This window comes from Streptomyces sp. NPDC041200, assembly GCF_055591805.1.
The window spans coordinates 177,579-203,025 of sequence record NZ_JBVIZF010000008.1 but is presented as its reverse complement, the minus strand read 5'-3'; the positions used below and the strand labels follow the sequence as shown (position 1 = coordinate 203,025).

Annotated in this window: 24 protein-coding genes and 2 pseudogenes; 9 read left to right on the top strand and 17 right to left on the bottom strand. The window is 68.6% G+C overall.

The features are described from left to right. Positions 1 to 287 precede the first annotated feature (287 nt). Entirely contained in the window at positions 288 to 1,520 is a 1,233-nt protein-coding gene (gene hemA, locus ACZ6CL_RS20670; RefSeq protein ID WP_468937569.1) for a 5-aminolevulinate synthase, read from the top strand. Next, positions 1,517 to 3,025, top strand: coding sequence for an AMP-binding protein (locus tag ACZ6CL_RS20665; protein ID WP_468937568.1), 1,509 nt, complete (start codon positions 1,517 to 1,519; stop codon positions 3,023 to 3,025). Before hemA ends, ACZ6CL_RS20665 begins: the two co-directional genes overlap by 4 nt. A gap of 106 nt (positions 3,026 to 3,131) precedes the next feature. On the opposite strand, the gene ACZ6CL_RS20660 is transcribed toward ACZ6CL_RS20665, so the two are convergent. The 3 genes from ACZ6CL_RS20660 to ACZ6CL_RS20650 form a co-directional block, all read right to left on the bottom strand. After that, positions 3,132 to 4,727 carry a class I adenylate-forming enzyme family protein gene (locus ACZ6CL_RS20660; protein ID WP_468937567.1) on the bottom strand — a complete coding sequence of 532 codons (1,596 nt, stop codon included), beginning with the start codon at positions 4,725 to 4,727 and terminating at the stop codon, positions 3,132 to 3,134. A 484-nt stretch (positions 4,728 to 5,211) separates the two neighbouring features. Then, positions 5,212 to 5,799 (bottom strand): BBE domain-containing protein, encoded by a 588-nt coding sequence (locus ACZ6CL_RS20655; protein ID WP_468937566.1) that lies wholly within the window; start codon positions 5,797 to 5,799, stop codon positions 5,212 to 5,214. After that, the gene (locus tag ACZ6CL_RS20650) at positions 5,756 to 6,184 is read right to left on the bottom strand and encodes an FAD-binding protein (RefSeq protein ID WP_468937653.1); all 429 of its coding nucleotides are present in this window, start codon (positions 6,182 to 6,184) and stop codon (positions 5,756 to 5,758) included. The genes ACZ6CL_RS20655 and ACZ6CL_RS20650 overlap by 44 nt, the downstream gene beginning before the upstream one ends. A 439-nt stretch (positions 6,185 to 6,623) precedes the next feature. On the opposite strand from ACZ6CL_RS20650, the pseudogene ACZ6CL_RS20645 reads away from it, so the two are divergent. Next, a pseudogene (locus ACZ6CL_RS20645) lies at positions 6,624 to 6,761 on the top strand (IS630 family transposase); the annotation flags it as partial. A 954-nt stretch (positions 6,762 to 7,715) separates the two neighbouring features. Here the strand turns inward: ACZ6CL_RS20645 and ACZ6CL_RS20640 are convergent. After that, positions 7,716 to 7,981, bottom strand: a pseudogene (locus ACZ6CL_RS20640) (PaaI family thioesterase); the annotation flags it as partial. A 180-nt stretch (positions 7,982 to 8,161) separates the two neighbouring features. Further along, entirely contained in the window at positions 8,162 to 9,262 is a 1,101-nt protein-coding gene (locus tag ACZ6CL_RS20635) for a molybdopterin dinucleotide binding domain-containing protein (protein WP_468937565.1), read from the bottom strand. Positions 9,263 to 9,359: 97 nt separating this feature from the next. Here ACZ6CL_RS20635 and ACZ6CL_RS20630 point away from each other — a divergent pair, with 97 nt between their 5' ends. Then, on the top strand, positions 9,360 to 9,488 hold the full coding sequence (locus tag ACZ6CL_RS20630) for a hypothetical protein (protein ID WP_468937564.1): 129 nt from the start codon (positions 9,360 to 9,362) through the stop codon (positions 9,486 to 9,488). A gap of 110 nt (positions 9,489 to 9,598) precedes the next feature. Here ACZ6CL_RS20630 and ACZ6CL_RS20625 read toward each other — a convergent pair whose 3' ends face one another. The 4 genes from ACZ6CL_RS20625 to ACZ6CL_RS20610 all read right to left on the bottom strand — a co-directional run bounded on the left by ACZ6CL_RS20625 (position 9,599) and on the right by ACZ6CL_RS20610 (position 14,758). Next, positions 9,599 to 9,784: a DUF1330 domain-containing protein gene (locus tag ACZ6CL_RS20625; protein WP_468937563.1), complete on the bottom strand. Its 186-nt coding sequence runs from the start codon at positions 9,782 to 9,784 to the stop codon at positions 9,599 to 9,601. A 287-nt stretch (positions 9,785 to 10,071) separates the two neighbouring features. Next, the gene (locus ACZ6CL_RS20620) at positions 10,072 to 11,373 is read right to left on the bottom strand and encodes an MFS transporter (protein WP_468937562.1); all 1,302 of its coding nucleotides are present in this window, start codon (positions 11,371 to 11,373) and stop codon (positions 10,072 to 10,074) included. Further along, positions 11,370 to 13,376 carry a PEP/pyruvate-binding domain-containing protein gene (locus ACZ6CL_RS20615; RefSeq protein ID WP_468937561.1) on the bottom strand — a complete coding sequence of 669 codons (2,007 nt, stop codon included), beginning with the start codon at positions 13,374 to 13,376 and terminating at the stop codon, positions 11,370 to 11,372. The genes ACZ6CL_RS20620 and ACZ6CL_RS20615 overlap by 4 nt, the downstream gene beginning before the upstream one ends. Further along, positions 13,376 to 14,758, bottom strand: coding sequence for an ATP-grasp domain-containing protein (locus ACZ6CL_RS20610; RefSeq protein WP_468937560.1), 1,383 nt, complete (start codon positions 14,756 to 14,758; stop codon positions 13,376 to 13,378). The genes ACZ6CL_RS20615 and ACZ6CL_RS20610 overlap by 1 nt, the downstream gene beginning before the upstream one ends. Positions 14,759 to 15,112: 354 nt before the next feature. Between ACZ6CL_RS20610 and ACZ6CL_RS20605 the strand changes: the two genes are divergently transcribed. Further along, positions 15,113 to 16,399, top strand: coding sequence for a PAS domain-containing protein (locus tag ACZ6CL_RS20605; RefSeq protein WP_468937559.1), 1,287 nt, complete (start codon positions 15,113 to 15,115; stop codon positions 16,397 to 16,399). Between the two features lie 155 nt (positions 16,400 to 16,554). After that, positions 16,555 to 17,049, top strand: coding sequence for a hypothetical protein (locus tag ACZ6CL_RS20600; RefSeq protein WP_468937558.1), 495 nt, complete (start codon positions 16,555 to 16,557; stop codon positions 17,047 to 17,049). Here the strand turns inward: ACZ6CL_RS20600 and ACZ6CL_RS20595 are convergent. The 3 genes from ACZ6CL_RS20595 to ACZ6CL_RS20585 all read right to left on the bottom strand — a co-directional run bounded on the left by ACZ6CL_RS20595 (position 17,015) and on the right by ACZ6CL_RS20585 (position 18,608). Further along, positions 17,015 to 17,653 carry an IS5 family transposase gene (locus ACZ6CL_RS20595; RefSeq protein WP_468937557.1) on the bottom strand — a complete coding sequence of 213 codons (639 nt, stop codon included), beginning with the start codon at positions 17,651 to 17,653 and terminating at the stop codon, positions 17,015 to 17,017. The genes ACZ6CL_RS20600 and ACZ6CL_RS20595 overlap by 35 nt on opposite strands. Next, the gene (locus ACZ6CL_RS20590) at positions 17,562 to 17,885 is read right to left on the bottom strand and encodes a transposase (RefSeq protein ID WP_468937556.1); all 324 of its coding nucleotides are present in this window, start codon (positions 17,883 to 17,885) and stop codon (positions 17,562 to 17,564) included. Before ACZ6CL_RS20590 ends, ACZ6CL_RS20595 begins: the two co-directional genes overlap by 92 nt. A gap of 270 nt (positions 17,886 to 18,155) precedes the next feature. Then, positions 18,156 to 18,608 carry a hypothetical protein gene (locus ACZ6CL_RS20585; protein WP_468937555.1) on the bottom strand — a complete coding sequence of 151 codons (453 nt, stop codon included), beginning with the start codon at positions 18,606 to 18,608 and terminating at the stop codon, positions 18,156 to 18,158. A gap of 94 nt (positions 18,609 to 18,702) precedes the next feature. On the opposite strand from ACZ6CL_RS20585, the gene ACZ6CL_RS20580 reads away from it, so the two are divergent. Both ACZ6CL_RS20580 and ACZ6CL_RS20575 read left to right on the top strand, forming a co-directional pair. Then, the gene (locus ACZ6CL_RS20580; protein WP_468937554.1) at positions 18,703 to 18,927 is read left to right on the top strand and encodes a hypothetical protein; all 225 of its coding nucleotides are present in this window, start codon (positions 18,703 to 18,705) and stop codon (positions 18,925 to 18,927) included. Positions 18,928 to 19,061: 134 nt separating this feature from the next. Then, positions 19,062 to 19,421: a hypothetical protein gene (locus tag ACZ6CL_RS20575; protein ID WP_468937553.1), complete on the top strand. Its 360-nt coding sequence runs from the start codon at positions 19,062 to 19,064 to the stop codon at positions 19,419 to 19,421. Here ACZ6CL_RS20575 and ACZ6CL_RS20570 read toward each other — a convergent pair. From ACZ6CL_RS20570 to ACZ6CL_RS20560, 3 genes are all read right to left on the bottom strand, one after another. Beyond that, positions 19,348 to 20,148, bottom strand: coding sequence for an IS5 family transposase (locus ACZ6CL_RS20570; RefSeq protein WP_468937552.1), 801 nt, complete (start codon positions 20,146 to 20,148; stop codon positions 19,348 to 19,350). The two genes, ACZ6CL_RS20575 and ACZ6CL_RS20570, sit on opposite strands and share 74 nt — an antisense overlap. Before the next feature lie 350 nt (positions 20,149 to 20,498). Then, positions 20,499 to 21,755, bottom strand: a complete 1,257-nt coding sequence (locus ACZ6CL_RS20565; protein WP_468937551.1) for an ISAs1 family transposase — start codon at positions 21,753 to 21,755, stop codon at positions 20,499 to 20,501. A 110-nt stretch (positions 21,756 to 21,865) separates the two neighbouring features. Then, a complete protein-coding gene (locus tag ACZ6CL_RS20560) occupies positions 21,866 to 22,471 on the bottom strand; it encodes a dihydrofolate reductase family protein (RefSeq protein ID WP_468937550.1) in 606 nt (201 codons plus the stop codon). An 88-nt stretch (positions 22,472 to 22,559) separates the two neighbouring features. On the opposite strand from ACZ6CL_RS20560, the gene ACZ6CL_RS20555 reads away from it, so the two are divergent. Then, complete coding sequence (locus tag ACZ6CL_RS20555) at positions 22,560 to 22,853, top strand: hypothetical protein (RefSeq protein ID WP_468937549.1); 294 nt, start codon at positions 22,560 to 22,562, stop codon at positions 22,851 to 22,853. A 469-nt stretch (positions 22,854 to 23,322) separates the two neighbouring features. Here the strand turns inward: ACZ6CL_RS20555 and ACZ6CL_RS20550 are convergent, their stop codons facing one another. Both ACZ6CL_RS20550 and ACZ6CL_RS20545 read right to left on the bottom strand, forming a co-directional pair. Next, positions 23,323 to 24,123 carry an inositol monophosphatase family protein gene (locus ACZ6CL_RS20550; protein WP_468937548.1) on the bottom strand — a complete coding sequence of 267 codons (801 nt, stop codon included), beginning with the start codon at positions 24,121 to 24,123 and terminating at the stop codon, positions 23,323 to 23,325. A gap of 222 nt (positions 24,124 to 24,345) precedes the next feature. Continuing rightward, a complete protein-coding gene (locus ACZ6CL_RS20545) occupies positions 24,346 to 25,233 on the bottom strand; it encodes a helix-turn-helix transcriptional regulator (RefSeq protein WP_468937547.1) in 888 nt (295 codons plus the stop codon). Positions 25,234 to 25,447 lie beyond the last annotated feature (214 nt).

The window sequence follows — 25,447 nt, the reverse complement described above, 5'->3', positions numbered from 1 at the left end:
AGATGAAACCGGTGCAGCCCGGTTTCCCAATAGCGGGAAGAGTGCACAAAAGTGACGCCACGACGACGAGTAGCCTGGTGGTCCTGTACGATCTTGACAACCGACGACATTCGGATACGGGTCCGCTAGCCACCGTCGCCCGCGCATCTTCCCCACCACGTCGTCGTGCTGGACGAGCTTCCCCCCAAGGACACGGGAAAGCTCGACAAGGTACTGCCGCAGAGCTGACTCGCCCCGCGGACCGCCGTCATATCCGAATGGACACTGGAGCGTGCAAGGAATTTATTATGTCGCGTCACCTGAATTACTACATTGACACAAAGGACTCCGCGGATCACCTCGAGTACAAGCGGGAGTTCGTGGAGATCGGCCGGCAGGCCGGCCGTTTCCCCAGCGCGATCGCGAACCGCGGCGACCACGAGGCCGAGGTCAGCGTATGGTGCAGCAACGATTATCTCGGCATGGGCCAGCACCCCGTGCTCCTTGAGGCGGCACACACCGCCATCGACGCGCATGGTGTGGGATCCGGTGGCTCGCGGAACATCGGAGGCACGAATCCGTACCACGTCGAACTGGAGAAGGAGCTGGCCGACTTCCACGGCAAGGAAGCCGCTCTGCTGTTCACATCCGGCTTCGCGGCGAATGACGGGGCGCTGACCGTACTGGCGGGCTACCCGAAGGGCACAGCGGTGTTCTCGGACGAGCTGAACCACGCGTCAATCATCGACGGGTTGCGGCGGAGCGGGGCGCAGAAGCACATCTTCCGCCACAACGACGCAGCGCACCTCGAGGAGTTGCTGGAATCGGCCGATCCCGAGCAGCCCAAGCTCATCGTGCTGGAGTCGGTGCACTCCATGAACGGTGACATCGCTCCGCTCGCCGAGTTCGCCGACGTCGCGAAGAAGTACGGCGCGAGCACGTTCCTGGACGAAGTTCACGCGGTCGGCATATACGGGCCGGAAGGCGCCGGGATCGCGGCACGCGAGGGGATCGCCGACGAGTTCACGGTCATCATGGGCACGCTCGCCAAGGGGGTCGGCACGGTAGGCGGCTACATCGCCGGACCCGCCGCGATGATCGATGCGGTCCGGATGCTCTCCCGCGGCTTCGTCTTCACCACGTCGATGCCGCCTGCGACGACCGCGGCGGCGCTGGCGTCCATTCGCCATCTGCGGCGGTCGGGTGTCGAGCGGGAACGGCTGGCGCATAACGCCGACCTGCTGAAGCGCCTGCTGACGCAGGCGAACATCCCCTACATCTCCCAGGACTCACACATCGTATCCGCGTTCGTCGGGGACGACGCGATGTGCAAGCTGGCGTCGAAGCTGTTGATCGAACGGCACGGCATCTACGTGCAGCCAGTCAACGCGCCGAGTGTCAGGACGGGGGAAGAGGTGCTGCGGATCGCTCCGTCCGCCGCGCACCAGACAGCGGACGTGGAGAAGTTCGCCGACGCGCTGCTGGATGTGTGGCAGGAAGTGGGCATCTCGACCGTGCGAGCCCAGCACGCGCAGCGGTGACTGGTTCGCTCGCCGCCCTGCTCGCCGACACGGCGGCACGGCGGCCAGACCACTCCGCCCTGATCTGCCAGGACGAACACTTCACCTACGGGTGGTTGTGGGAGCGGGCACGCCGCTACGCCGCCGTGCTGCGTGCCAACGGGGTGCGGCCGGGGGACGCGGTCGCCATGTTGTTGGTCGACAACGAGCAGTTCCCGCTCGTGTACTTCGGCGTGCTGGCGGCGGGTGCGGTCGCCGTTCCGTTGAACGGCACGTCGTCTGTGTCCGAGATCGCACATGTGCTGACCGACGCCGACGTCCGCTTCCTGGTGTGCGCGGACTCCTTCCGCAGCACAGCGAGGGAAGCGGCGGAGCCGCTCGGTACGAGTTTGCTGACCGTCGTCGACCTGGAGGGGAGCGCGGCGCACACCACGCCGGTCGACAAGTTCGTTGCGCGCCAACGGGATGACATCGCGGTCGTGTTCTACACGTCCGGCACGACGGGCGCGCCAAAGGGCGTCATGCTCACCCACCTGAACATCCTTCGCAACGTCACGACGATGGTCGTCACGCCGTACGCGTTCCGCGCCGACGACGTCTTGCTCGGAGGTCTGCCGCTCTCCCACGGCTTCGGCCAGATCTGCGGCATGCTGTCCGCCTTCCACGCGGGCATCACCATGGTCTTGATGCCGAGGTTCTCCGGAAAGGAAGCCCTTGCGCTGACGGCCGAGCACCGGTGCACGGTGTTCATGGGTGTGCCCACGATGTATCTCAAGCTGCTCGACGCAGCGGCGGACGGCGGGCCGGTACCACGGTTCAGCCGGGTGTACAGCGGTGGATCGGCGCTCCCGGTCAAGACCTTCCACGACATCCAACGCGTGTTCGGGTGTCCGGTGTGCGAGGGTTACGGGATGACCGAGACCTCTACCAGTCTGACCTACAACCACCCCGGCGTACCGTGCCAGCCGGGCACGGTTGGGGTGCCGATCGACGACGGCGTCACCGTGGGCATTGCGCAGCCGAACGCCGACAGCGTCGAGCTGTTGCCCGTCGGCGAGGTGGGCGAGATCGTGGTGCGCGGCGAGACCGTCATGGCGGGGTATCTCGGCCGCCCGGACCTCACCGCCGAGGTGATCAGCGACGGGTGGTTCCACACGGGTGATCTCGGCACGCTGGACCCCGACGGCTACCTCACCGTCGTGGGCAGGAAGAAGGAGCTGATCCTGCGCGCGGGCTACAACGTCTACCCGCGGGAGATCGAGGAGGTGCTCGCAGGGCACCCGGCCGTGGCGCAGGTGGCCGTCGTCGGCGTGCCGCACCCGGTGCTGGGTGAGGAGGTGTGGGCCGTCGTCGTACCCACCCGGCCGGAGGACGCCACCTCCGGCTTGGCCGACGAGATCGTGGAGTGGGGTAAGCAGCGGTTCTCCCGCTACAAGTGCCCGCGCCACGTCGAATTCGCCCGCACGCTCCCGTTGGGCCCCAGCGGCAAGGTCCTCAAGCGGGAGCTCGTGTCCGCATTGCAGTGACAACCGAGAACAGAGCGGTGACCATCGGTCTCTGGGCGAGAGATCGGTGATCACCGCGCTGTTCCCCGTTCAGCACTCTGGTGTTCTCGGGATCAGAAAGGTTCCGTCAGCGAGCTGACGGCCGTTCAGTTGAGTGTTGGGCGGCTGCGCGACGGCCGTGTTGGCTGCGGAGAAGTACCTTGTCGGCTTTTCCTGAGTGGTTCATCGGGAGCTTGTCCAGCACGAGGATTTCCAGGGGAGCATGCACCGGGGACAGTGATGTGCTGACGTGCGCCCGGATGTCGTCCGCGGTCAGTGTTGAGCCAGGTTGGAACGTTACCGCTGCGTGCAGGGATTCGATGGAGTCGTCGTCTCGCCAGCCGTACACCGCCGCATGCCGGACGCCGCTCATCGCAAGGATTTCCTGCTCCACGACGGCGAGGTAGATCTTGACGCCGTTCACCTTCACCACGTCGGCTGTTCGGCCGAGGAGGCGTAGGTAGCCCCGTTCGTCGCGGTAGCCGATGTCGCCGGTCGCGTACCAGCCGTCCTGGAGGACTCGTGCGGTGAGTTCGCCGTCGTTCCAGTAGCCGTCCATGAGGTGCGGCGACCGCATCCACACTTCCCCGGTCTCGCCGGGGGCGGCCTGCTCGCCGGATTCAGTGTCGTACAGGGAGATCTCGACTTCGGGAAACGGCCGTCCGACTGTCGCGGACAGCCGGGGGTCGTAATGTTCACCGGGGTCGAGCACGGTTACGCGGCCGCCTTCTGAGGTGCCGTACGCCTGCAAGAGGATGGGCCCGAAAAGGCGCACGGCGCTGGCGATGCGGGTGGGTGCCGCGGAGCTACCGCTGTAGATCAGACAGCGAAGCGTCGCCAGGCGGTCGGCGGTGCGCTCCGGCGAACCGAGATCCACCAGGTGATCGTGTAGTCGGTAGAGGTGTGCCGTCGCCATGAATGACCGGGTTATCCCGTGTTTCGCGACATCGTCCACGAACCGCTCGGCACAGAATTCTTCCCGGAGCACGACTGTCCCGCGCGATGCCAGCGCGGCATCGGCCATGGGACCGACAGTGTGGCTCAGAGGTGTGGTGACGAGGAGGTGCATCGGCTCTGTTTCAGGCGCGAGCGTTGTACGGACCGTGCCTTCCCAGGCCCTGCCCGAGATGCGGATTCCCTTGGGACGCCCTGTGCTGCCACTTGTGTAACTGACGACAGCCAGCCGCCGTGGGTCCCACTGCGTGACGGTCTCGGAAGCCGGCACATCTCCCTTGGGCGCCGCCCCCAGAACAGTGATACGGCTTTGGGTGCTGTGCGCCAACTCCGTTGCGCGATCGCGGTTTTCGTCGTCTGCGTAGATCACCGCAGCGTGCGTTTCCTGCAGCATCTGGAGCTGATCGACAGCGGACAGGGCGGCGGCGTTCGAGCCGGGGTTCGTGGTGCGCAGATAGCAGGCGGCCGCCCCCAGCAGATGCGCCGCATATCGCGCGGTAAGCATGTCCGGACTGTTTGGTTCCACCAGAACGCCCACCACACTGCCCGGCCCGATATTGAGATCGCGCATGGTGCGGTAGGTGCCGGTAACGGAATCAATGAATTCCCGGCCGCTTACCTCGAGGTCGCGCCAACGCACGACGGTCCGTTCCGGTTCATCGGCGAGCACCGACAGGATATCTGCCGCGTACCCGCCGATACGGCTCCACCAGGTCTGGCTGCTCGTCATACAGGCCTCACTTCCACGCACCTGCGGTGGCTGAAGCCTGACTTCGGGTATGTCATCGTCATCACCACCAGCTTAGAGAACGGGCGCGGACAAACAAACTCGGGTAACCCCAGGCCGGGCGCCTCGCGGATCACGCGCGTCGTAGACGGCAGGACCGGGTTTTCACGGCCGCACGGTCGAACCAGCGGAGGTCGACACTCTATTTCCGGCCTGAGGCTGCGCGACGATGCGACTGCGTTCGGAAAGGCGCCGGAAGACAACGCCTGCCTTCCGCAGGCGAAATATGGGGAGGCCGGTTCGCGGACTATCCGGCCGCGCGCTCCACGATGGCCTGGGTGGCGGCGAGGAACGCATCCACCTCAGCGAGCGTGTGGCAGTGCAGAGGCAAGACGCGGACCACGCCCTCCCGGCCGAGTGAACACAGGATCCGCTCAGCCAGCAGGAATACGCGGCAGTGGCCGAGGGCAACGTTTGTTTGAGAACGTCAGGTGCCGACCCCTTGCCGATAGCTGAAGAAGTTGGTCGGGTCGTACTTACGATTCACCCGTACCAGCCGGTCGTAGTTCGCACCGTAGTAGGCCCGCCGCCAGTCCTTCAGGGTCGGGTCGGGGAAGTTCTGATACGCATGCGGGGGCGGCGTGTCACCGAAAATCCCGCAGTAGAACTCACGGAGCCAGTGAAGGTTCGCGTCGGCGACGCGGGGCGGATCATAATCCGCCCAGGAGGTCTCGGCGGCGAGGATGAACACGGCATTTCGGTGCACGAACGCCGTGGCGTCCGGCGGCACTTGATTGATCTCGCTGCCGAGGGCGAACATGGCGAACCCGGCTCCGTCCTCGTTGTCGCTGCCAGGCCAGTCCAGCAGTTGTTCGGCGGCGGCACCGATCTGGTCATCGGTCAGGAGCGTCCGTGAGGTCAGAACCGCCGACTTGGTGGCGAACTGTTGCACCGGAGTGGTGGCGCTCAGCAGCACGCTCGCCACACCCGGAGCGACCTCGCGGACGGACGCGTTGTTGCGAGCGCGCTCCTCAGCCGTGCCGATGGCGAGCAGCGGGGCCAGGGTCTCGCGCAACTCCTCGAGGGAGCCGTAGTACTGGCCGATGGCATTGACGTTGGCGTCCGGCCACCCCGACCGTAGGGCAGCGGCCGGTCGGCACGAAAATACCGCGGTCCTCCAGCAGTGGGTGCAGGTCGCCGTTGGTGACCCCGGCTCCCACGGTGACGGTACCCGCGCCGTGAACGACCCTCATCCGCCCGTAGGTCCGGGTCCGGGAGCCGGCACCCGGCCGCGGGGTGGAGACGATGCTTTTCATCCGGGCCATGTTGAGCAGCAGACCAGTGGTGGCAGAGTACCCGGCGTAGTTGTGGCCCAGCCCGGAACGAGGCACGGCGGGCAGCCCCACCGTGCGGGCCCAGCGGACCGCCGCCTGGACATCTCGGGTGGTGGCGCACGCCACGATGCCAGCAGGGCGGACTCCGGCGTACCGATGGTTGAACGGAAGCGCCAGCGGCGGGTAGCCGGAATCTCCCGGCCGGTAGAGAGTGGAACGCGACGACAGCGCCTGAGCCAGCAACTCCCAGTCCCGTTGGCTGAACCGCTCCGTCTCTTCGGTGGGCGGCGCGGCAGCGGCGGGCAGCGACTGCGAACCCAAAATCTCCGTCCCCAAAACACCCACACTGCCTGCCCGCAGTACGCTCCGCCTGTTGATCAAGGTAGCTGCCCTCACAAGAGACGCGTCGGAGAAGCGATCGCTTTCCACGCCAAGTCAACCGACTCTGTTGGTCAGCACAGCCGCAAACGAGTTCATCCCACCAGCCCGCAACTCAAAAGGATGCCGACGTACCGCTGAATGCCCCATCCCGGTACGACGATACGTGTCGGCCGCCCCATCGGGTGCCTGGCCGTGTTTCGCGGACGAGGCGGGACAGCTCCTGCGTCCGCCGAAGGCGCGCGCCTGGTCCCGGCGCGGTCACACGCCGCGGGCAGTAGTGAGTCTGCCCCCAAAGGAGGCGGTGCGGGCTGTGGGGACGGGCGTCAGGCTGAGAGGACGGTGCCACGCGGGCGTGGCCGACCATCGTGGCACCAAAGCGTGGGCACAGCCGACCTGCGGCGCAGCACAGCACCTCGTGACCTAGCACGAGCGGCTCACTGCCACGGCAGCGCCCGGCCGTAAGGTGGCGTGCGAGGCAGGCGCGTGCACCGCCAGCCGGTCACTCGACCTCGGCTCACGAAAAGCCGAAGCCTTCGACGATCAGTCGCACCGGCCGCACAGGAGTCCACGTCGCAAAGCGGATCGAGACCTGGCCAACACCGGCACAGGCGCCCACCGGCCCCGGTGTGCCCGGGGCGGCGGCGGACCGTACGGCGACTGCCAGGCCGGCCGCTCGATTCGACCCGAGCCGCCCACGCCGCGGCGCCGTACAACCAGAGCCTGAAGCCCTTCGGCCACCAGACCGGGGCAGTTGTCGTACGGCAGGTTCGGGAGCTCGGGTTGTGCGGAACGCACGTTCATCCGCAGCTTGTGGTTCACATTGACGCGGAATGTGCCGTCCACCCGGATGCGCCCGGACGGGCACCTGTGGCAACGGCGGAGCACGATTAGCAGGCAGGTGGGCACGACCGCCCGGTTCTTGGACACAGAGTTACACCGATTCCAGTGAGAAGGCCGCAGCGAAAAGGAGCACGGCGCACATGTGCGACGCGCGACGATCAGCGCTTGGGAGGTCTCACTTGGTGTACAACGGCACGTCCTTGACAAGGTGACTGTGGGCGAGAGCACGGTAACGACACACGGGAGCGCGCCTCCACCGATTTTCGGGCGAGTGCCTGGGCCTTGTGACGGCCCATCCTGTGCTGCGTAGTTGAGGTCACGATCGGCATACAGGGGGCGGGCTGGTCATGACCTGGCATGCTTGGCACACTTTTTCGAGGGACCATGCCACCCTCGTAAAGTGCCGACTACCGCATTGTGACGGTGCCCTCGGCGGGTAGCCGGCGCCGGCGGGGAGGGTGGTGTGGACGGCGCAGCCCATGGCGGAGTCGAGGAGGGTGGCGGCGATGCCGCCGTGGACGGCGCCGAGGGGGTTGGCGAAGTCGGGGCGGGCGTCGAGGGAGATGACGATGCGGCCGTGCTCGACCTCGTCCAAGCGCATGCCGAGCAGGCCGCCGATGGAGGGATTGTCGGTGGGCGTCCGGTCCGCACCCAGCGCATCAGTTCCAGGCCGGTCATGGCTGCGAGGTCGGCGGTGGTCATGGGCGTTCTTCTCAGGTGGTGCGGATGCCGCGGTGAGCGGACCGGGGCGTTCGTCAGGCGGGGAGGGGCTGGATGCGGGCGGGGACGTGTTTGTGCCAGGGGGTGCCTGCGATGGGGTCGCGCCAGGCCAGATCGGTGAGAGTGTTCAGGGCTGCGCCGACGCGTTCGGTGCCGCCGTCCTCAGTGGGCAGGTCGAGGCCGAAGCCGTTGGGCAGGGCCGCGTGCCCGGGTTGCAGGGCGGTCGTCGATCTCGACGACCGCCTGAGCGGTGCCGCGAACGGTGGTGATCTGTGCGAGGGCGCCGTCGGACAGGCCGAGCTGTTCGGCGTCGTACGGGCTGATGCGCAGGGCGCCCTGCTGGTCGCGCTTGCGCCAGGTGTTGTCGCGGAAGATGGTGTTCGCGGTGAAGGACCGGCGCTGGCCGGCGGCCAGGATGATAGGGAATTCGTCGGTGGTGTGCACGGCCGGGGTGGTGTCCAGGTCGCCGAGGAGACTGAGGAGTTCGGGGATGGGCAGCGGGACGCGGTGGCCGGGGTGGGGCACGTAGCGCCAGGCGTCGGCGTACTCGTCCTCGGTGAACGTGATGCCCGATCGGCCGCCCAGCATGGCGTCGAAGAGGGCGTCGGCGCTGCGGTGTCCGGCCCGGCGCATGGCGGCGGGGTAGTCCTTCGCAATGCCCTGCGCGAGCGCCCACAGCACAGCGGCCGAGTCGGCACCGTCGGGGAGGGTGGGCCGAGGGTCTCGTACAGCAGGTACGGGGCCATGGCGACGGTGTTCCTGTCGATGGCGGCCAGGCCGGCGAAGGCGAGTTTGTAGGGGGTGTGGCCCAGGCGGGCGGTGGTGCGCAGCAAGGTCAGCCTGCTGCTGGGAACGGCGTTCAGTTCGCGGATGAGGCGGGCGTAGATCTCGGGTTCGGGAAGGGTGCCGGGCAGGGTCGAGGACGGGGGCGCGGAGGTGGAAGGTGTTGTGGAGGAACTCGAAGGTGAAGAAGGCCGCTTCCCATTTCTCGAACTGGGAGGCCGCGGGCAGCAGGTAGCCGGCCTGGCGGCCGGTCTCGGTCAGGGCGATGTCGATGACGACGACCAGGTCGAGTGCGGCGAGGGCTTGGGCGAAGGTGGCGGAGTCGGCCACCCTCCTGGCCACGGGCGCGGCCGTGGCCAGCACCGCCGCGGTGGCACCTCTGCTGTCCACCTGCGGCGGGGGATGGCGGAACACCGGTGGCGCCAGCACGAGGTCGGGCCTGAAGGCGGCGCTGCCCGCCTTCAGGCCCCAAACCTCCATTGAGCCGGACATCCCTTCGGTGACAGGCGGGACCGACATCGCGACCGACCCGGCTTCCTGGCCTGCCCGGCCGAGCGGATCACGACGGTCGCGCCTCATGGTGAAGCCCGTCGACGGCAACAACTACCTCACCATCATTCCCACGATGACCTCGGCCAAGAAGCTGCCGGACTGGAGCCAGCTGCCCGCGCGGGTGCGCACCGGCAGCCCGAAGTGCAGCGGTTAACATCGCACTCCCTCTGCGCACACAAGCCGCACGAAAACTACTTCCCGTCGCCCCGCTGGCCCCGCAGCAGATGTACGACGTGCGTCCCTCGGCCGCCGACGGCAGCGCTCTCAGGCGGCCGCCGGAAGACCCGCGAGGAGGACGACGTTGGTACGGGTGCTCTCCTGCCGCAGCCGCTTGAGCGGGACGTACTCGGCCAAGTCGTACCAGCCCTTCGCCTGCTCGACCGAGGGAAACTCAGCTTGGAAGACGGCATCGAACGTCTCGCTGTACTTGTCATCGCGGTCGCGCAGCAAGAAGCGCGGGGACTCGTTGCGCAGGCCCAGGTCAGCGGTGAAGTTCCTGGCCTGCTGTACTGACCAGGCACGTGTCGGGCGGGCGGTGACCCGGTGATGTGCAGCCGCCCGAGTGCCATGTTTCGAGGAACACCAGCCCGTACAGCCGCCGCGCCGTCACTCGATAGGTGGCTCTCGAACTCGCCGGAAATCCCCGGCCGCTGGCAGGTCCATCGCCGCCACGGATGCTTTATTGGCGTCCCGGGTGATGGTGCCGCCCTTGGGGTGAAGCCCTCACGGGCCCGATATCACCTTCGTGCGTGCCCGACGGTCTCCTGACGCTCCTCGCGGGCGACCCGTGGCGGGCGGGGGCGACGGGGCCGTCCGATCAGCACGGCCAGGTGCACCGCGAGGATCACCGCAGCGGTCACGGCGGCGCTGTGCCACAGCAGCGCGTCCATCCGGCCCACCGAGAGGTACGCGCCCGCAGCCACCGCCACCAGGGCGCACACCGCGCGGTCGATGATGCTCTCCACCGACAGCAGGGTGGCGCGCGGAGCGCCCGGCGGCACCGCGTCGTTCACCAGTTTGCGCTGGATCGGGTACGCGAAGCCGGTGACCGCCGAGAACAGGCAGAGCAGCGCCACCGCCGCCATCGGCCCGCCGAGGGTGATCCCGGCCAGGGACACCGCCATCGCCAGGCTCAAGACGGACACCGTCGTCAGCGGTTGCAGCTTGTGGCCCAGCCACTGCGGCCGGGCCGCGCCCACGGCCTCGGCCACCGTCACCGCCGCCAGCACACCGCCGTGCGAGAGCTCCGGGATGCCCTGGTCGATCAGGATCGGCTGGAACAGGTTCACCTGGCAGATCCGGGAGAGCGTGAAGACCGCCACGCCCTGCACCATCACCAGGGCCAGCCACGGGGAGCCGCGCAGCTGGCGCAGCGCCCGCCCGGCCTCCCGCCACACCCCCGACCGGCGTTCGCCCGACTCCGCGCCCACCAGCCGGGGCAGGGCCATGGCACAGGCCAGTGACGCCGCCGCGCTGACCGCGCTGAGGAGGTACGGGGTGGGCCGGGACAGCGCCATCAGCGGTCCCACCAGCGGCCAGCACATCACCTTCGCGGCCAGCCCGAGCGCCCGCGCGGTGCCCTCGGCGCGCAGATAGTGGTCGCCCGCGCCCTCCGTGTGCAGCGCGTCGTAGAGGTAGGCGCTGGCCGCCCCGGAGGTGAGGGAGCGGCCCGCGGCGATGGCGAGGAAGTGGGCCAGGAAGCCGGTGTAGTCAGGGGAGAGGACCGGGGCCAGGTTCGCCGCGGTCATCACCACGGCGCCCGCGCGCAGACAGTTGCGGGCGCCAATCCGGTCGGCCACCAGACCGGTCGGGATCTCGAACAGGCAGAAGGCGATGTAGTAGAGGGACTGGATGCCGAAGATCTGCGCGTCCGAGAGCCCGGCCTGCCGCTGGTAGGCGTAGAAGACCGGCATCCACCACAGCAGGTTGAACAGCAGCTGGAAGCCGTTGTTGAGGGCGATGACCCGGCGTGCCCCGGCGGTGAGCGGGGTCCGTTCCTCCGCCGGGGAGCGGCGGAGGAACGGCACACGGCCCTTCACAGCGCGTACGGGCGGAGCTGGACCAGCTTGAACCCGCCCTCTTCGGTCATCAGCCACTCGATGTCCAGCGGATCGTCCGGATCGTCCGCGAAGTGCGACTGGAGCAACCGCCCGGTGAGCGCGAGATCCGCCAGCCGCGCCCGGGCCGAGGACGGCAGGTCCTCACCGGACGAACCGAGGTCCACAGTGCGGCCCCCGCCCTCCACGGTGTTGTAGAGGTACTGCAACGGCAGCGTGGTGCCGTCCACGACGCTCTCGGGCGAACCGGGCGTGCAGTTGATGTAGACGTTGCGGAAGTCCTCACGCCGCGTGGGGTTGCAGGTGACCTGCACCCCGCCGAGCTCGGCCGGGGTGTACTCCTGCACGATGACGCCCATGTAGGTGTCGTCCAGGGAGATGCCCGCCTCGTGACGGAGCCGGACACTGCGCGGCGACACCAGCGAGGCCCACACTTGCCGGACGGCGTCAAGGAGTTCGTCCGTGCCGTGCACCGTGGTGATGGAGTCGTAGACTCCGGCGGCGGAAAAGCCGGGCAGGTCCTCGGCGTTGGAGGAGGACCGCACCACCAGCCGCTTGCGGCACACCCGGTCCGCGAACGGGCCGGTGATCCGCGCGGCCACATCCTCCGGCACCGGGGTGCCGCGCACCAGCTGCTGGAGGCTCAGGCACAGCGGGTCCAGCACATCGGTGACTCCCAGCTCCAGCGCCATCTTCAGCTTGCCGATGCCCTGTTGCAGAGCGGGCGAGGAGATCAGGAAGCGGTGCTGGAGGGCGAACGGCAGCGCCACGCCGTCGGGCGCGGTGACGGTGGCCGCCACGAACTCCGAGGCCGCCTGGCGCAGCGCCCCGGGGTCGGCGGACGCGGTCAGCCGGGAGGCGAGATGGCCGTACAGATCCTTCCGGGGCGGCCGGGCGCGTCCGTAGAAGGCGGTGAGATCGGCGGTGCGGCTGTCCAGCACATGGTGGAGTTCACCGAGGTTGGCGGCCTTGGTGCCGTAGCGGTCGCGGTCCTCGCGGCGCAGCCGGCGCAGTTCCAGGACGGGGATGTCCTCCAGCAGCGGCGGCTCCAGCCGGATCCGCTGCTGGTGCCAGGCGGGCTCGTCCAGCTCCGGGACCTCGTGCAGCCGGACCAGGCTCACCTCGTCGTCCTGGACCCGGTAGCACACCCACGCCCCGTCCAGCTCCTCCGACTTCACCAGCCGGGCCATGTCCCGCACGATGGCGTTCGGGATGCCCCAGCCGGAGGCCAGCACATTGGTGTGGGACAGCGGGGTGATGGGGGCGGCGTTGATGAATCCGGCCACCCGTGGCACATCGTCGGGCAGACAGTCCATGGCCACGATATCCGACCAGCCGAGGTCCGCGGCGTGCGCGCGGTACCCCTCGAGCGAGGTGAACCAGCGCAGCCGGCCGATGGCCTCCCCGGTGTTCAGCGGGGTGCGGGGGCGGCTGACGAACAGCTCGTGGCTGAGGATGCGCGGCAGCGTCACGTCGCTCACGGGGGCGAGTGCCGCCTCCTGGCCGTGGTTGGCGGGTTTCAGCAGCAACGGCAGCCGCCCGTCCACCCGCTCCCGGACGAAGTCGTAGAACTCCTGGAGCAAGGGGCCGTCCATGGTGTCGGCCTCGGTGGTCTCCAGCACCAGGAACGGCCGGTCCCGGCCCTCAGCGTCCTCGTCGGCGTGCAGCGACAGCACACCGAGCAGGAACCGGCGGCCGGGGTCGGTGTACACCGATGCGTTGAACGCGTCGAGCCCGGCGTCGAGTTCGTCCAGGCCCATCCCGAGGATGCGGGTGGCCACATAATTGACGTGGAAGGGATGGACGGCGGTGTCCAGCAGATGCCAGGTGTGCTCGGTGCGATCGACCACCACCTTCAGATACGGGTGTCCGGCCAGCACTCCGGACAGCGACCGGAACAGCGGCAGCGACAGGTTCTCGCCGACCACGGTGGCATCGGTGCCGGGCGCGGTGGCCGGGCCCGGAAACGCGCTGATGCCGGTCATCACGGCCTCCCGGTGGCCGGGACGGGCGGCAGGGCGGTGGGCAGGGCGTCGTTGAGCCTTTCGAAGTCACGTATGACCGTGACCGGATCGTCGGCCACCAGCAGACACAGCGCTGCCATGGTGTTCGCGCCCGCCGCCGAGTCGTAGACCGGCACCGGGGTGCCGTCCGGCAGCGAGTGCTCGGCCACCTTCGTCAGGCGCGCCCCGGTGGAGATCAGTCCGGAGCGCTGGACGGCGTCGAAGTCCCACAGCCGCCGGTCCGGCCACGGCGCGCCGGAGCCGTCCACGGCCAGCACCACCAGCGAGCCGGCCGCGCCCTTGGCGTCCGCGGCGCCCAGCACCGAACCGGGCCCCGGATCGGGCCAGTCGACCTCGCGGCCGAGCAGCCGGTCGATGAGCATGCCGATGACGTCCACCCCGAAGACCTCCTCGATCTGGGGGACGGTCATCGCGCCACCGAACCGGGCGGCGGTCTCGATGACCCACATCCGTCCGTCGGCGCCCAGCTTGATCTCGGTGTGGGTGCCGCAGGTGCGCAGGCCGAGCGCGTCCGCGGCGGCCGTCGCCAGCTCCACCACCTTGCGCTGGGCGTCCTCGGAGAGCAGGGCGGGGGTGATTCCGGCGCGCTCGGTGAACGGCTCGACGGTGGGCATCCGCCCGCTCAGGCACACCGGGTGATAGACGCCCTCGGCCACGACGCCCTCGACGCTGACGTAGTCGCCCCAGCCCGGCTCCTCGAACCAGTCGGCGGCCGTGCCCGTCACGATCTCCTCGACGAGGAAATCGGCGTCCGCCCCGGCCACATGGAGTTCGGCGTAGCCCTGGCGGGCGGACTCCTCCATCACCTCACGGGCCCGGGCCCAGGCGGGCGCGATGTCCTTTGGGCCGCGCAGGATCTGATGCGCGGTGGACCCGGCGCTCCAGGCCGCCTTCATCAGCATCGGGTACGGGATCTCGGCCGCGGCCTCGTGCAGATCGCGCTCGGTGGCCACGGAGCGAAACCGTGGCTGGGACACCCCGTGCGCGTCCCAGGCGCGGCGCATCATCCGCTTGTCCCGGGCCAGCACGCAGTGCGCACCGGCCCCGGCGAGACCCAGCCACTCGCAGGCGTCGGCCACCGCCACCACGGCGTACTCCGACGGGGTGAACACCGCATCGGCGCCGACGGCCTGTGCCTGAGCCGTGATGAGCGCGACGAGGTCCTGGGACGCGGTGTCCACGGGGGCGACCACCGAGGTGCACAGGCGGGTGACCACCTCGTGGGCGGACGGCGGAAGGGGACTGAGTACGAGCAGATGCACTTCGGCCTTCGCGGCGACCCGGGACAGCGCGTATTCCAGCGGCGGCCCGCCCTTGGCGTAGACAAACAGCACCTTACTCACAGATAACGACTCCTCGGTTCAGAGTTTCTCGGCGACTCAGCGAAAACCGGCGGGCTGGCACAGCCGCCGCGATCCGGGTCCGTCAAGCGAACCAGTCGGGCATGACGCGTACCCCCCGAATCGGGGGTGGGCACTCAGGCAAATGCCTGAGTGTCACGAGGCGTTCACGGTGAGCGAGGTCGCCGGGCATGGGATTCAGCCCTTTTCGGCCCCTTTTGCGTTCCGGCCGGTTACGCCGCATGTGAGCGCGGGGCCTGGGCAATCCTTGGTCATGCCTTCGGCGGTCCGTACCCGGAGGCCGGACCGGAAAGGCGACTGGTGTCCGATATGGGCCTGAGTACGCTGCTCGAGCGCATGCCCGTGTCATGGTGGGAAGCCGATGAGGGACGGCGCATCGTCAACTGCGGCGGGGGCGCCTTCCACGACCCCGGCACCGCACAGCGTTTCGTCGACAGTCTCAGCGGCACCACCGGCGCCGCGCGGGAAGGGGCGGCCGCCAAGGGTCGGGAGTCGGAGATCGACCGCCGCCAGGTCCGGTTCGGCGGGCGACTGTTCGACGTCACCTCCTATCCCGGCCGACTGGCCGGTGACGGCCGGGGCGGGGTCAGCGGGCTCGCGGTGGACATCAGCGCCCTGGAGCTCGGACGCCACGGCTACGCCGCGTTCACCGACTTCGCCGACTTCGCGCCCGCCGCGGCGTTCATCCGCGACGCCCACGGCCGCTACTTGTGGGCCAACCACGCCTACGCCCATCTGTACGGCACCACCCCCGACGTCGTGATCGGCAGCAGCGTCACCGATGTCGACGCCCCCGAGGACGTGGCGACATTCCAGACCCTGGACCGGCAGGTGCTCAGCTCGGGCAAGCCGGTGCGGCACACCATCGGCTACCACCGCCCCGACGGCTCACCCGGGCGCGCGGTCGGCCACCGCTTCCCGGTGGCCGAGGGTGGCCAGACCTGTGTGGCCGGGATCTACATCGACATCACCGACTACACCCTCGCCCTGAGCCAGCGGCGCGCCGCCGAGGAGGACCTCCAGGCGCTCAGCGAACACAGCGGTCTGCCCTGCGCCCTGCTCTCGCCGGGCGGCCGGATACGCCGGGTCAGCGCCTCGGCCGCGGAACTGCTCCGGGTCCATGTGCCCGATCTGCTCGGCCACCCCGCCCACCGCTATCTGGCCCCCGCAGACGAGCTTGCCGGACTGCGCCACGCCTGGCGGGATCTGGTGAACCGGCGCCGGCGCCGGTTCCAGACCTCCGCGGTCTTCCTCGACGCCCGGGGCGACGAGTGGAGGGCCCGGGTGCTGCTCACCGCCGTCGGCAGCGGTTCACAGCGGACCCGCGGCGTCTGGGCGGTACTGCCCCACCACACCCTGCCGCACCCGCCGCTGCCACCACTCACCGCGGCGCAGTTGCGCATCCTCACCCTGCTGTCCGCCGGGCACGGCAACAACGAGATCGCCGCCTCGCTCCGGCTCTCCCGGCAGACCCTGGACTACCACCTCGGCCGGCTGCGGGAGTTGCTGGCGGCACCCACCCGGCTGGCGCTGGTCAGCCGGGCGTATGTACTGGGCATCCTCGATCCGCAGGCGTGGCCGCCGCGCTCGGCCGTCGGCTGCCGCCCGGACGGTCCCTGCTGACGGGAAGCGGACAGGAAGCTTCAGTGGGGGCTGAGGGTGTCAGAAGCTGTTGTCTTTCCGAGAACGACGGGTGCGTTTCTGCTGGTCAGGTATAGGGGTGGTGTTTCGGCGGCAGGGACGAGGTGTCGTGTCGTCTCTTCGGTGGAGGTGCCGAGATGCCGTCGGTAATGGGGTTGCTGGAGGAGCGCGAACGCGTCGCTCGGCAGCGAGTGGAGGCCCTTCAGGCTGAGCTGCGAGAGGCGGGGGCCGTATGGGAGCGGTTCGTGATCGCCCGTGAGACGGTGGGCGAGGTTCTGGCAGAGCCTCGCGGAGGCAAGGAGGTAGCGCCAGTCGTGATGGCCGGCGGGCGGCCGGTGAAGATCACGGCCGCGGTGCCCGGTTCGGTGGTGCCGCACTGGCAGGAAGGGCTTGCCCCGACGGTTCTGGCGCCGGATTACCAGCAGATCATGGACGTCCTGGCCGGTGGGAACGGGTCTCGCGAAGGGGCGATGGGCTGTCGGCAACTCGCGGCGGCAGTCGGGCTGGAGCCGGTCCCGGCGAAGGTGGAAGGGGTGCGGTCGAAGGCGAAACGCCTGGCCGCGCGGGGCTGGCTGACAGAGGAACGCCCGGGGCTGTTCAGCGTGCCCGTCGCACGATCCAGCGGCTCATGACCATGCTCATCGACCACCGGATCATCGCCTCCGAGGTGTCGGTGCGTGTCTCGTAGTCGCGGGCCAGACGGCGTGAGTGCATCAGCCAGGCAAACGTGCGCTCCACCAGCCACCTCTTCGGCAGCACGGTGAAGCCGCTGGTGTCGTCACTGCGGTTGACCACCGTCAGCGCGACGCGCAGGACACCACGGGCGAAGTCGACCAGGCGCCCGGTATAGCCGCCGTCGGCCCACACCCGCGTGACGCGCCAGTGCCGATCGCGCAGCCGGGCCAGCAGTGTCTGTCCCGCGTCCCGGTCGGTGGCCGAAGCCGCGGTGACCATCACGACCAGCAACAGCCCGAGGGTGTCCACCACGATGTGCCGCTTGCGGCCGTTGACCTTCTTTCCGCCGTCGAAGCCCCTGGTCGCAGCCGGCACCGATGCGGCTCCCCTCACCGACTGCGCGTCGATGACGCTCGCAGTCGGCTCCGGATCCCGGCCCGCAGCTTCGCGGACCCGGTCGCGCGGCCGGTCATGGAACTCGGCGGCCAGGCCCTTGTCCCGCCAGCGCCGGAAGAAGGCGTAGACGCGGAGCTTCGCGGACCCGGTCGCGCGGCCGGTCATGGAACTCGGCGGCCAGGCCCTTGTCCCGCCAGCGCCGGAAGAAGGCGTAGACGCGGTCCCACGCGGGGAAGTCCGCGGGCATCGCCCGCCAGGTGATGCCGCCCGAGACCAGGTAGCGCACCGCGTCGGCCATCTGCCGGCGGCAGTAGCCCTCCGCCTGCCCGCCGCGGCCCTCCAACCAGCCGGGGACCGGCATCGCGTCACGCACGACCGCCCACTCCGCGTCACTCATGTCGGACGGACATCTCGGCCGCCTGTACGGCCGATCATTGGCGTTCCCGAACCGGTGAGCGAGGCAATCACACGTCAGGGACGCCGAGTTGGACGACACCGACGCTGGCACGGAAGACTGCGGCACCAGGGGCCTCCTGCTGCTCGGTCGGATTCGACACCCACGAGCTGTGCGGGAGGCCCCGCTTTCATGCTCAGCCAGCCAGAAGATCACCCGACCGAGTCGACGACCTCGAACTCACGCTCACCAAGAGCGATAGAGCGACGGCTTCTATGCGACGGCGATGCCTGCGCCTGTGTTGTCAGTATTCATGCCCCAGTATTCGTAGACGTAGACATAGACGGTCGTATCCTCCAGGAAGTAGTTGCCCTGCATGGATACGCAGTTCCCGTCGTTGGAGGGGTCGGACAGGAAGTCTCGCACAGTGCCGGAGCCGTTCTGACCGACCACCTCGCCCCTGATTCCGCGGCCGTCGGTCCTGTTGTCGCAGACGGTGATCTTTTCTAGGCCGGGGTGACCGTTGAGGTCAGCGTCGAAATAGATGGCTCCGCTCAGGCTTCTTGTGTAGACCCAGCCACTGTTTTGTGATGCTTGAGCCTGGGGGGCGAGACTCATCGTCACTATCGCCGCCATTCCAGCCGCCATCGATGCTTTTCGTAACGCCCGCATGCGTTCCTCTCGTTTCTGTTTCGCCCCCAACGGAGGCGTGAGCGAGTCACTCAACGGCGATCCTTCCACACCACCATGACTTATCGGTGTGTTGGCGAAGACTGTGGACGAATCGCCAAGTGGCCTGAGACTCTCGGCCACAGCCGAGTTGCTTGACCCACCTTGTCGCCGGCGAGGACGACAGGCGGCCCTGGCCACCCTCACGGGGTTCGTCGATGACGAGGAGGTCCTCGAGGACCGGGAGAGCGCCCTGCGCATCGTCGAACTCGTCGGCGGCCTCCCCCTCGCGCTACGGCTCGTCGGAGCAGTCATCAACGGTCCCACCATGCGCGATCAGCCGCTGAGCGCCCTGGTGCGGCGCTTGGAGGACTAGGAACGCCTGACGTACCCGGCCAACGCGGACCGCGGGGGGGGGTACGGGCTTCCCTAGGCCGGCTACCGGACGCCACGGCCGACTGCTTCCGGGCACTCGGGCTCGTCCCCGGGGTCACGTTCACTACCGACCTGGTGGCCGCGGCCACCGCAACGGACCCGTCGACCGCGCACCTGCGGATCACCGCACTGCTCAACGCCCAGCTGTTGGAGGGGATGACGGTGGAGTCGCTCGCGCCGGATTACCGGCGGATCGTGGAGCTCGTGGCGTCCGGCCCGAAAGGCGGTGAGGGGGTGTCGGCGGAGGAGATCGCGTCCGGGCTGGGGCTGGCGTTGGTGCCGGCGAAGATCGAGGGGGTGCTGTCCAAGGCGAGGCGCCTGGCCGAACAGGGCTGGCTGACCGTGCCGCCGTCCGGACGGTTCACGCCGCGGCAGCCCACCGTGACTGTTCCTGCCGCCGCCGGGAAGCCGGGCGGGCGAGGCGACGGCTCATGAGCATGGCCTGCGAGAAGTAGATGAACGCCTCGCTGCTTGCGGGCAGTGTCTCGAAGTCCCGCACCAGAAGGGGCGAGCGCATCAGCCACCCCAGCGTGCGCTCCACCACCCACCTTCTCGGCAGCACCACGAACCCCTTCATGTCATCGCTGCGTTTGATGATCTCCAGCGTGAGCTGGAGTTTCTCCTTCGCCCAGGTGACCAGGCGGCCGGTGTAGCCGCCGTCGGCCCACACCAGCGTGATCGTGCGGAACCGTGCCCGCAGACGGGGCAGCATGATGCGGGCGGCCTGGCGGTCGGTGACGTCGGCGCCACACACCAGCACTATCAGCAACAGGCCCAGGCCGTCCGTGATGACGTGCCGGCGCCTGCCATTGATCTTCTTGCCGCCGTCATAGCCGCGCGTGGCGGCGGGCACCGAGGCGGCGCCCTTGACCGACTGCGAATCGATTACCGCCGCGGTCGGCTCCTGATCCCGGCCCTCGGCCTCGCGGGCTCGGCCGCGCAGCCGGTCGTGGAACTCCTTGACCAGGCCGTGCTCCCGCCACCTGCGGAAGAAGGCATACACCCGGTCCCAGGCAGGGAAGTCGGCGGGCGTAGAGCGCCACTTGATGCCGTTGTCGGTGACATACCGGATCGCATCCAGCATCACGCGGTGGCAGTAGCCCTCCGGCTGCCCGCCGCGGCCCTCCAGCCAGGCCGGCACCGGCATCGCGTCCCGCACCACTGCCCACTCCGCGTCCGTCATGTCCGACGGATACATCGGCAGTCGGCCGCGTTCCCGAACCTGCGCGCGAGGCAATCGCACGGCGACACGCGGGAGTTGGACGAGACGGGGACCGTCACGCAAGACTGGAACAACAGGGCCTCCTGGCACTCGAGTGGTCGCAAACCCGAGCTACCAAGGGGCCCTGTACTCATGCATCCACCCGGCCGAGATCACCCGACCAAGGACCGTGTTCGATCAGAACCGTCCGCATGATCGATAGAGATACGGCTTCTCAATATTCCGATCAGGCTGCTGAGCTGGGCGTTTCCTGCAGACGGTGAGGCAGCCGGGGTGGCCTCGGGTAGTACTCATTGAGCAGTCCGCCAAGTACCCGGCGGCGCCTGACCGCGACAGCGGGCAGGGGGATGACGTTCGGGTCCTCGTCGGGTCCTCGTCGGGTGCTCGCAGGCCGAGGCCGCGGTGGGCCCGTCCCGCGTTGTAGTGCTCGGCACGCTGGTCAAGGACCGTACGCAGGTGTCGTTCGCTCCCCTCGGGGTGTGCCCGCGGACCGTGTCGCGGAAGGCAATCGGGGTCTGTCCGGTGCGCTGGTGGAAGTACTTGCTGAAGTGAGTGGCGCTGGAGAAGCCGAGGCGGTCGGCGATTCGGGCGGCTGACTGATCGCTGTGAGCCAGGAGGCGCTTGGCTTCGAGGACGACGCGGCGGTCGATGAACTCCTTGGCACCGAGTCCGGCGGAGGCAAGGGTGGCGCGGGAGAGGGGGCGGGCCGAGTAGCCGCGTGCGTCGGCGTAGTCCTCGACCCGGCGGGTGCGGGCGAAGTCCTTTTCCACCGTGTCGCGGAAGCGCAGGTAGGTGACTGTTTGCGCCCGGTCTCCTGGCGGCGGTGCACCCGCAGCGCCTGCCGGCCGTAGGGGAAGGCCAGCCCGCCCGTGGACGCGGCGAGGGTGAGCGTCTTGGGCGAGCGGGATTCCCGTCGGCCGTGTCCGGACTGCGAGGCGGTGTGCAACGGGCGCCTCGTCCCACGGCAGGTTGGTCAGCTGCGCGAACGCGGTCGGCTGGTTGCCCTTGATGACCGCGAGGTAGTGGGCGTCCTTGTCCTGTACCAGCCAGCGGACCTGGTCCTTGACGCTGTGCATCGCATCGAAGGTGATCACGGCCCCGGCCAGGTCCAGCGACTCAAGCAGCGGGCGGAACGCGGCCGTCTCGTTCGTCTTGGCACCGACCTCCCGCTGGGCGAGGGTGATCGTGGCAGGGGCATGGCTGACGGCCGACAGCAGGTGCCGGTGGCGATGGACCAGGTGCGCGGAGCCGGCCAGCGCCTTGCCATCCACCGCGATCGCCCGCCCGGGCGCGGCCGCGGCCCGCACGTCGCCGCGGTCGTGTTCGGCCAGGTAGGCGCCCACGGCCGTGTCCAGGGCGTCGCCTTCGACGGCGGCCAGGATCCGGGTGGGGGCGGGGTGAGAGGGGCACGGTAGCGGCCGGGCAGGTGGCGGCGCACCCCCATCATCCGTGCCAGCAGGCCGGACGGCGGCGCGCTGGCCCCACTCGGCGATCTCCTCGATGGTCCGCGCGCCGGAGACCACCGCGCACGAGCAGATCAGCACCACGCTGACCAGGCCCGGGCGTCCTGACGTTGGCCGTTCGCCCCCTATGAGGCCTTGCTCCGCGCCCGCCGGCGCCGGCCTGGCGGCCGTCCAGACCGGCGGACGGGGCGACCTCACGCAGGGACGCCGAGCGGCGGGTGCTCGAGCACGCGGGGCTTGTACTCGACCAGCTGGATGCGGCCGTCGAAGGTGCGGTGCTCGATCATCTCGAGGGCAACGTCCGGATAGCCGTCGTAGATGCGTTCTTCGCCCGTGGCCCCGGTGATCACCGGGAACATCACGACCCGGAAGCGGTCGACGAGTCCGGCTCGTAGCAGGGACCGGCACAGGCTGAGGCTGCCGATCGTGCTGAGGAGCCCTGAGCCACTCGACTTCATGGCGCGGACCGCCTCGACGGCGTCGTCGCGGACGAGCGTGGAGTTGGCCCATGTCAGTGGCTTTTCGAGTGAGGAGGAGAACACCACCTTGGACGCTTGCGTGAGCTCGTCGACGGATGCCTCTTCCTCGGGCCTGAACTCGTCTTGGCCATTCGGGACCTCGCCTGCGGCGAAGCCCGACATCAGGCGGTAGGTGTTCGCTCCCATCAGGTAGGTGGCCTCGGGCTGCTCGCCGAGCCATGCGAGGTACTCCGGGCCCTCGAGGCCCCAGAACCCAGGCCATCCCTCTCCCGATGCGTAGCCGTCGAGGGAGGTGATGAAGTCGACGAGAAGCTCCGACATGGCGGTGTCCTTTCCTAGGGTGTCACGAGCTTGGACCGGCCGGGAGCCACAAACTCATCGGCCGCGCTGTGGAGTAACGAGAAAACCCATGACGCTGCGGCCGATCAGGTCGGCGGAGCGGCACTGCTTCGGAGGGCCGGAGGCCGGGGTCACCAACGGCTCCGACTCGTTCGACCTCGACCGTGACGTCGTCTCCGGAGTCGACCGCGGCGTCTCCACGGTGGGTGACGCAGGTGGACCCGCGGACAGTTTCATCACCTACGTCCAGCAGCTGTACGACCTGGCCGGCTTGTACGGAGCCAGCGGCCAGAAGCGCAGCCAGCTCGTGATGGATCGTTTACCGACCCCTTCACCGGCTACCAACTCGGCGCCGAGCACATGATGGCCACGGCCAAACGCGCACCTCCTGACCGACCAGCCGGGCAACAAGAAGGCCGCCAGCGGAGGGGACGTCGGTGGCTGGGCCGGTGACCTGATGACGTTCTGGGCCGACTGGCACAACCCCGAAGAGAAGTACGCCGATCCGCTGCAGTTCGCGCACGACAGGCTCGGGGTCCCCGGTATCTCCTCGTCATTCGGCTTCAACGACCTCCCCGCCCGCAACGCCCTCACCCGATGGACGGAACCCCTCCGCCGCTCAGCTGTACCTGATTGCCGCAGCCGGAGCAGCGCTCCCATCGGCCTACCAGAACATTCCCGGTGGCGGCGACAAACTGAGCCGTTACGAGCGGGGCCTCGTCGACGCACTGCTGGCCCGCATGGGGATGGAACAGCGCAACGCGGCCCTGTACAAGGAAAATCACGCAGAGTACCTCAAGGCGGCGCGCGCACGCACCGCATGCGTCACAGCATTAGCTTGGGCTGCGCATCATCGACATCAGCAGCCCGTGGGTCTCCTCGTCGGCGGCGACCACAAGCCCACGACCCGCCTCACCGATCGGGGCACCGTCGATCCCGGTGACAACACAGCCAGCGGCCCGGCACAAAGCGATGCCGGCCGCGAAATGCACGCTCCTGGAGAGGTCGCCGCCATCGGTGACATACGCGGCGCGCTTGCCGGCAGCGACCCAGGCCAGCGCCAGCGTCGTGGATACGACGCGCGGCCGGAAACGTGTGACGAACTCAGGGTGGGCCAGCAGATCCACGGTCCGGAATCCGGGCGCACTCGGGAACGGCGGATCCAGGTTGACGTCCACCAATCGGGTGGCGGGGGTGGGCGTCAGTAGTGCGTCGTCGGCCCCGTCATGCCGCACCCAGGCGGTCTTTCCGTCGGTGAAGAAAACCTCGCCGCTGAACGGGTCGGCCACCGCTGCCGCCCCATCGCGCAGTGCCACGTTGACGGCCACCAGCATGCTGCCGACGGCGTAGTTCAGCGTGCCGCACAGAGGATCCACCAACCATTGGCGCACAGCGTCGGCGGCGCCCTGTCGGCCGCTTTCCTCGCCGAGCACCGCGTCATCAGGCCGTGCGGCACGGATGAGGCCGAGGATCGTTTTCTCGGCCTCCACATCGGCGGCGGTGGCAAAGTCCCCAGCACCTTTGTCGATGCGGTTGAGCCGCTGGCCGTACATGTCGCGGACCACGTCCGCGCCAGCCCGGGCCCCGGCTATCGCGACTGCGGCATCGTCAGAGCTCGCGTATGAGTTGATCACGCCGCGCAGACTATCGAGGCGACGCTACCGCCCCGGCGAACCTTCCCGGTCACAGCACTAGAGGTTGTCCGTTAGGGGCGTGACCCTGTTCGGCATGGCCGCCCCCGATCATCACGTAAACAGCCAACGGCCAGAACACTGAGAACACTGCCTCTTCACCAGTAAAACGTGGGCGGTCCCAACCGGGCAACACACCATTTCGCGAGAGAGTGATGGCATTTGTCACGGCTCGTTCCGTCTTGCGGTTACGTTTTCGGCGGTGCCGGATTGTTGGATCCACGAGCCGAGGATCCGGAGCTTCTCCTCGCTCGGGGAACCGGGGGCGGGTGACCAGATGGTGAGGTGCTGGTCGGGGTCTCCGCTCCAGCAGAAGCTGTCCCAGTCGAAGGTGAGATCGCCAAGGTCAGGGTGATTGATGGTCTTGCTACCGAAGTTCTGACTCGCGACATGGCGGCTTGCCCACCATTGCCGGAAGAGGGGATAGCCGACCGAGAGTTCGCCGACCAGGTTCGTGAGCCGTGGGTCCTCGGGGTTGTCGACGGCCTGCATGCGGAGGAGTGCGACGCCGGTACGGGCCATGCCCTCCCAGTCGTCGTAGAAGTCCTTCATGCGCGGGTCGGCGAACAGCATGCGGACGTAGTTGCGCTCGTGCGGGGCCATCTTGTCGATGTCGATGAGGAACGCCGCGGCGAGGGGGTTCCAGGCGGTGAAGTCGAGGTACTTCCCCACCACGAACGCAGGAGTGAGCGTCAGCTGGTCCAGGAGGCGCTGGATCTGCGGCCGCGCCGGCGCCGGCCGACGCCTGGGTGACGTGCGTCGATCGACTTGTCGGGCGAGCCCTTCGACGTAGGTGCGCTGAACCGGTGTGAGGCGCAGCGTGTGTGCGAGGGCGTCGAGTACCGGTGGGGAGGGTGCGAGGCGTCCCTGCTCGATGCGGCTGTAGTCGTGGCTGATCGCGGCGTGCGCGGCGGCTTCTTCCCGCCGCAGGCCGCTCACGCGACGCGCTCCAGGGCCCCCTGAGGGCAGACCGAGCGCGGTCGGGCTGAGTTCGCTACGGCGGGCCTTCAAGAACTGGCCCAACTCCTCCAGGTGCGGGTTCTTCGCGGTCACGGTCACCTCTCATTGTCACGCCTGCGCAGAGACGCGCTATCGAAGTTGATCTTGCGCTTCACGGTTGCGTGTCTGCTCTGGCGAACGATGCCGCTGTGCGCAGCGACACCACGAGAGTCCGCCTTGCCGTAGAAACGGACAATGGGAAAGATTTTTCCTAGGCAGCGCTGCGAAGGTCAGCGCCGCACCCATCACACTGCCGTGGCGCATCTTC

Excerpts from the sequence above, each read along its gene's own strand:
- hemA (WP_468937569.1), top strand. The coding sequence starts at position 288 with ATGTCGCGTCACCTGAATTACTACATTGACACAAAGGACTCCGCGGAT.
- ACZ6CL_RS20595 (WP_468937557.1), bottom strand. The coding sequence starts at position 17,653 with ATGACCGGCCGCGCGACCGGGTCCGCGAAGCTCCGCGTCTACGCCTTC.
- ACZ6CL_RS20600 (WP_468937558.1), top strand. The coding sequence starts at position 16,555 with ATGCCGTCGGTAATGGGGTTGCTGGAGGAGCGCGAACGCGTCGCTCGG.
- ACZ6CL_RS20560 (WP_468937550.1), bottom strand. The coding sequence starts at position 22,471 with ATGTCGGAGCTTCTCGTCGACTTCATCACCTCCCTCGACGGCTACGCA.
- ACZ6CL_RS20605 (WP_468937559.1), top strand. The coding sequence starts at position 15,113 with ATGCCCGTGTCATGGTGGGAAGCCGATGAGGGACGGCGCATCGTCAAC.
- ACZ6CL_RS20590 (WP_468937556.1), bottom strand. The coding sequence starts at position 17,885 with ATGAGTGACGCGGAGTGGGCGGTCGTGCGTGACGCGATGCCGGTCCCC.
- ACZ6CL_RS20660 (WP_468937567.1), bottom strand. The coding sequence starts at position 4,727 with ATGACGAGCAGCCAGACCTGGTGGAGCCGTATCGGCGGGTACGCGGCA.
- ACZ6CL_RS20615 (WP_468937561.1), bottom strand. The coding sequence starts at position 13,376 with ATGACCGGCATCAGCGCGTTTCCGGGCCCGGCCACCGCGCCCGGCACC.
- ACZ6CL_RS20635 (WP_468937565.1), bottom strand. The coding sequence starts at position 9,262 with ATGGAGGTTTGGGGCCTGAAGGCGGGCAGCGCCGCCTTCAGGCCCGAC.
- ACZ6CL_RS20555 (WP_468937549.1), top strand. The coding sequence starts at position 22,560 with ATGACGCTGCGGCCGATCAGGTCGGCGGAGCGGCACTGCTTCGGAGGG.
- ACZ6CL_RS20630 (WP_468937564.1), top strand. The coding sequence starts at position 9,360 with ATGGTGAAGCCCGTCGACGGCAACAACTACCTCACCATCATTCCCACG.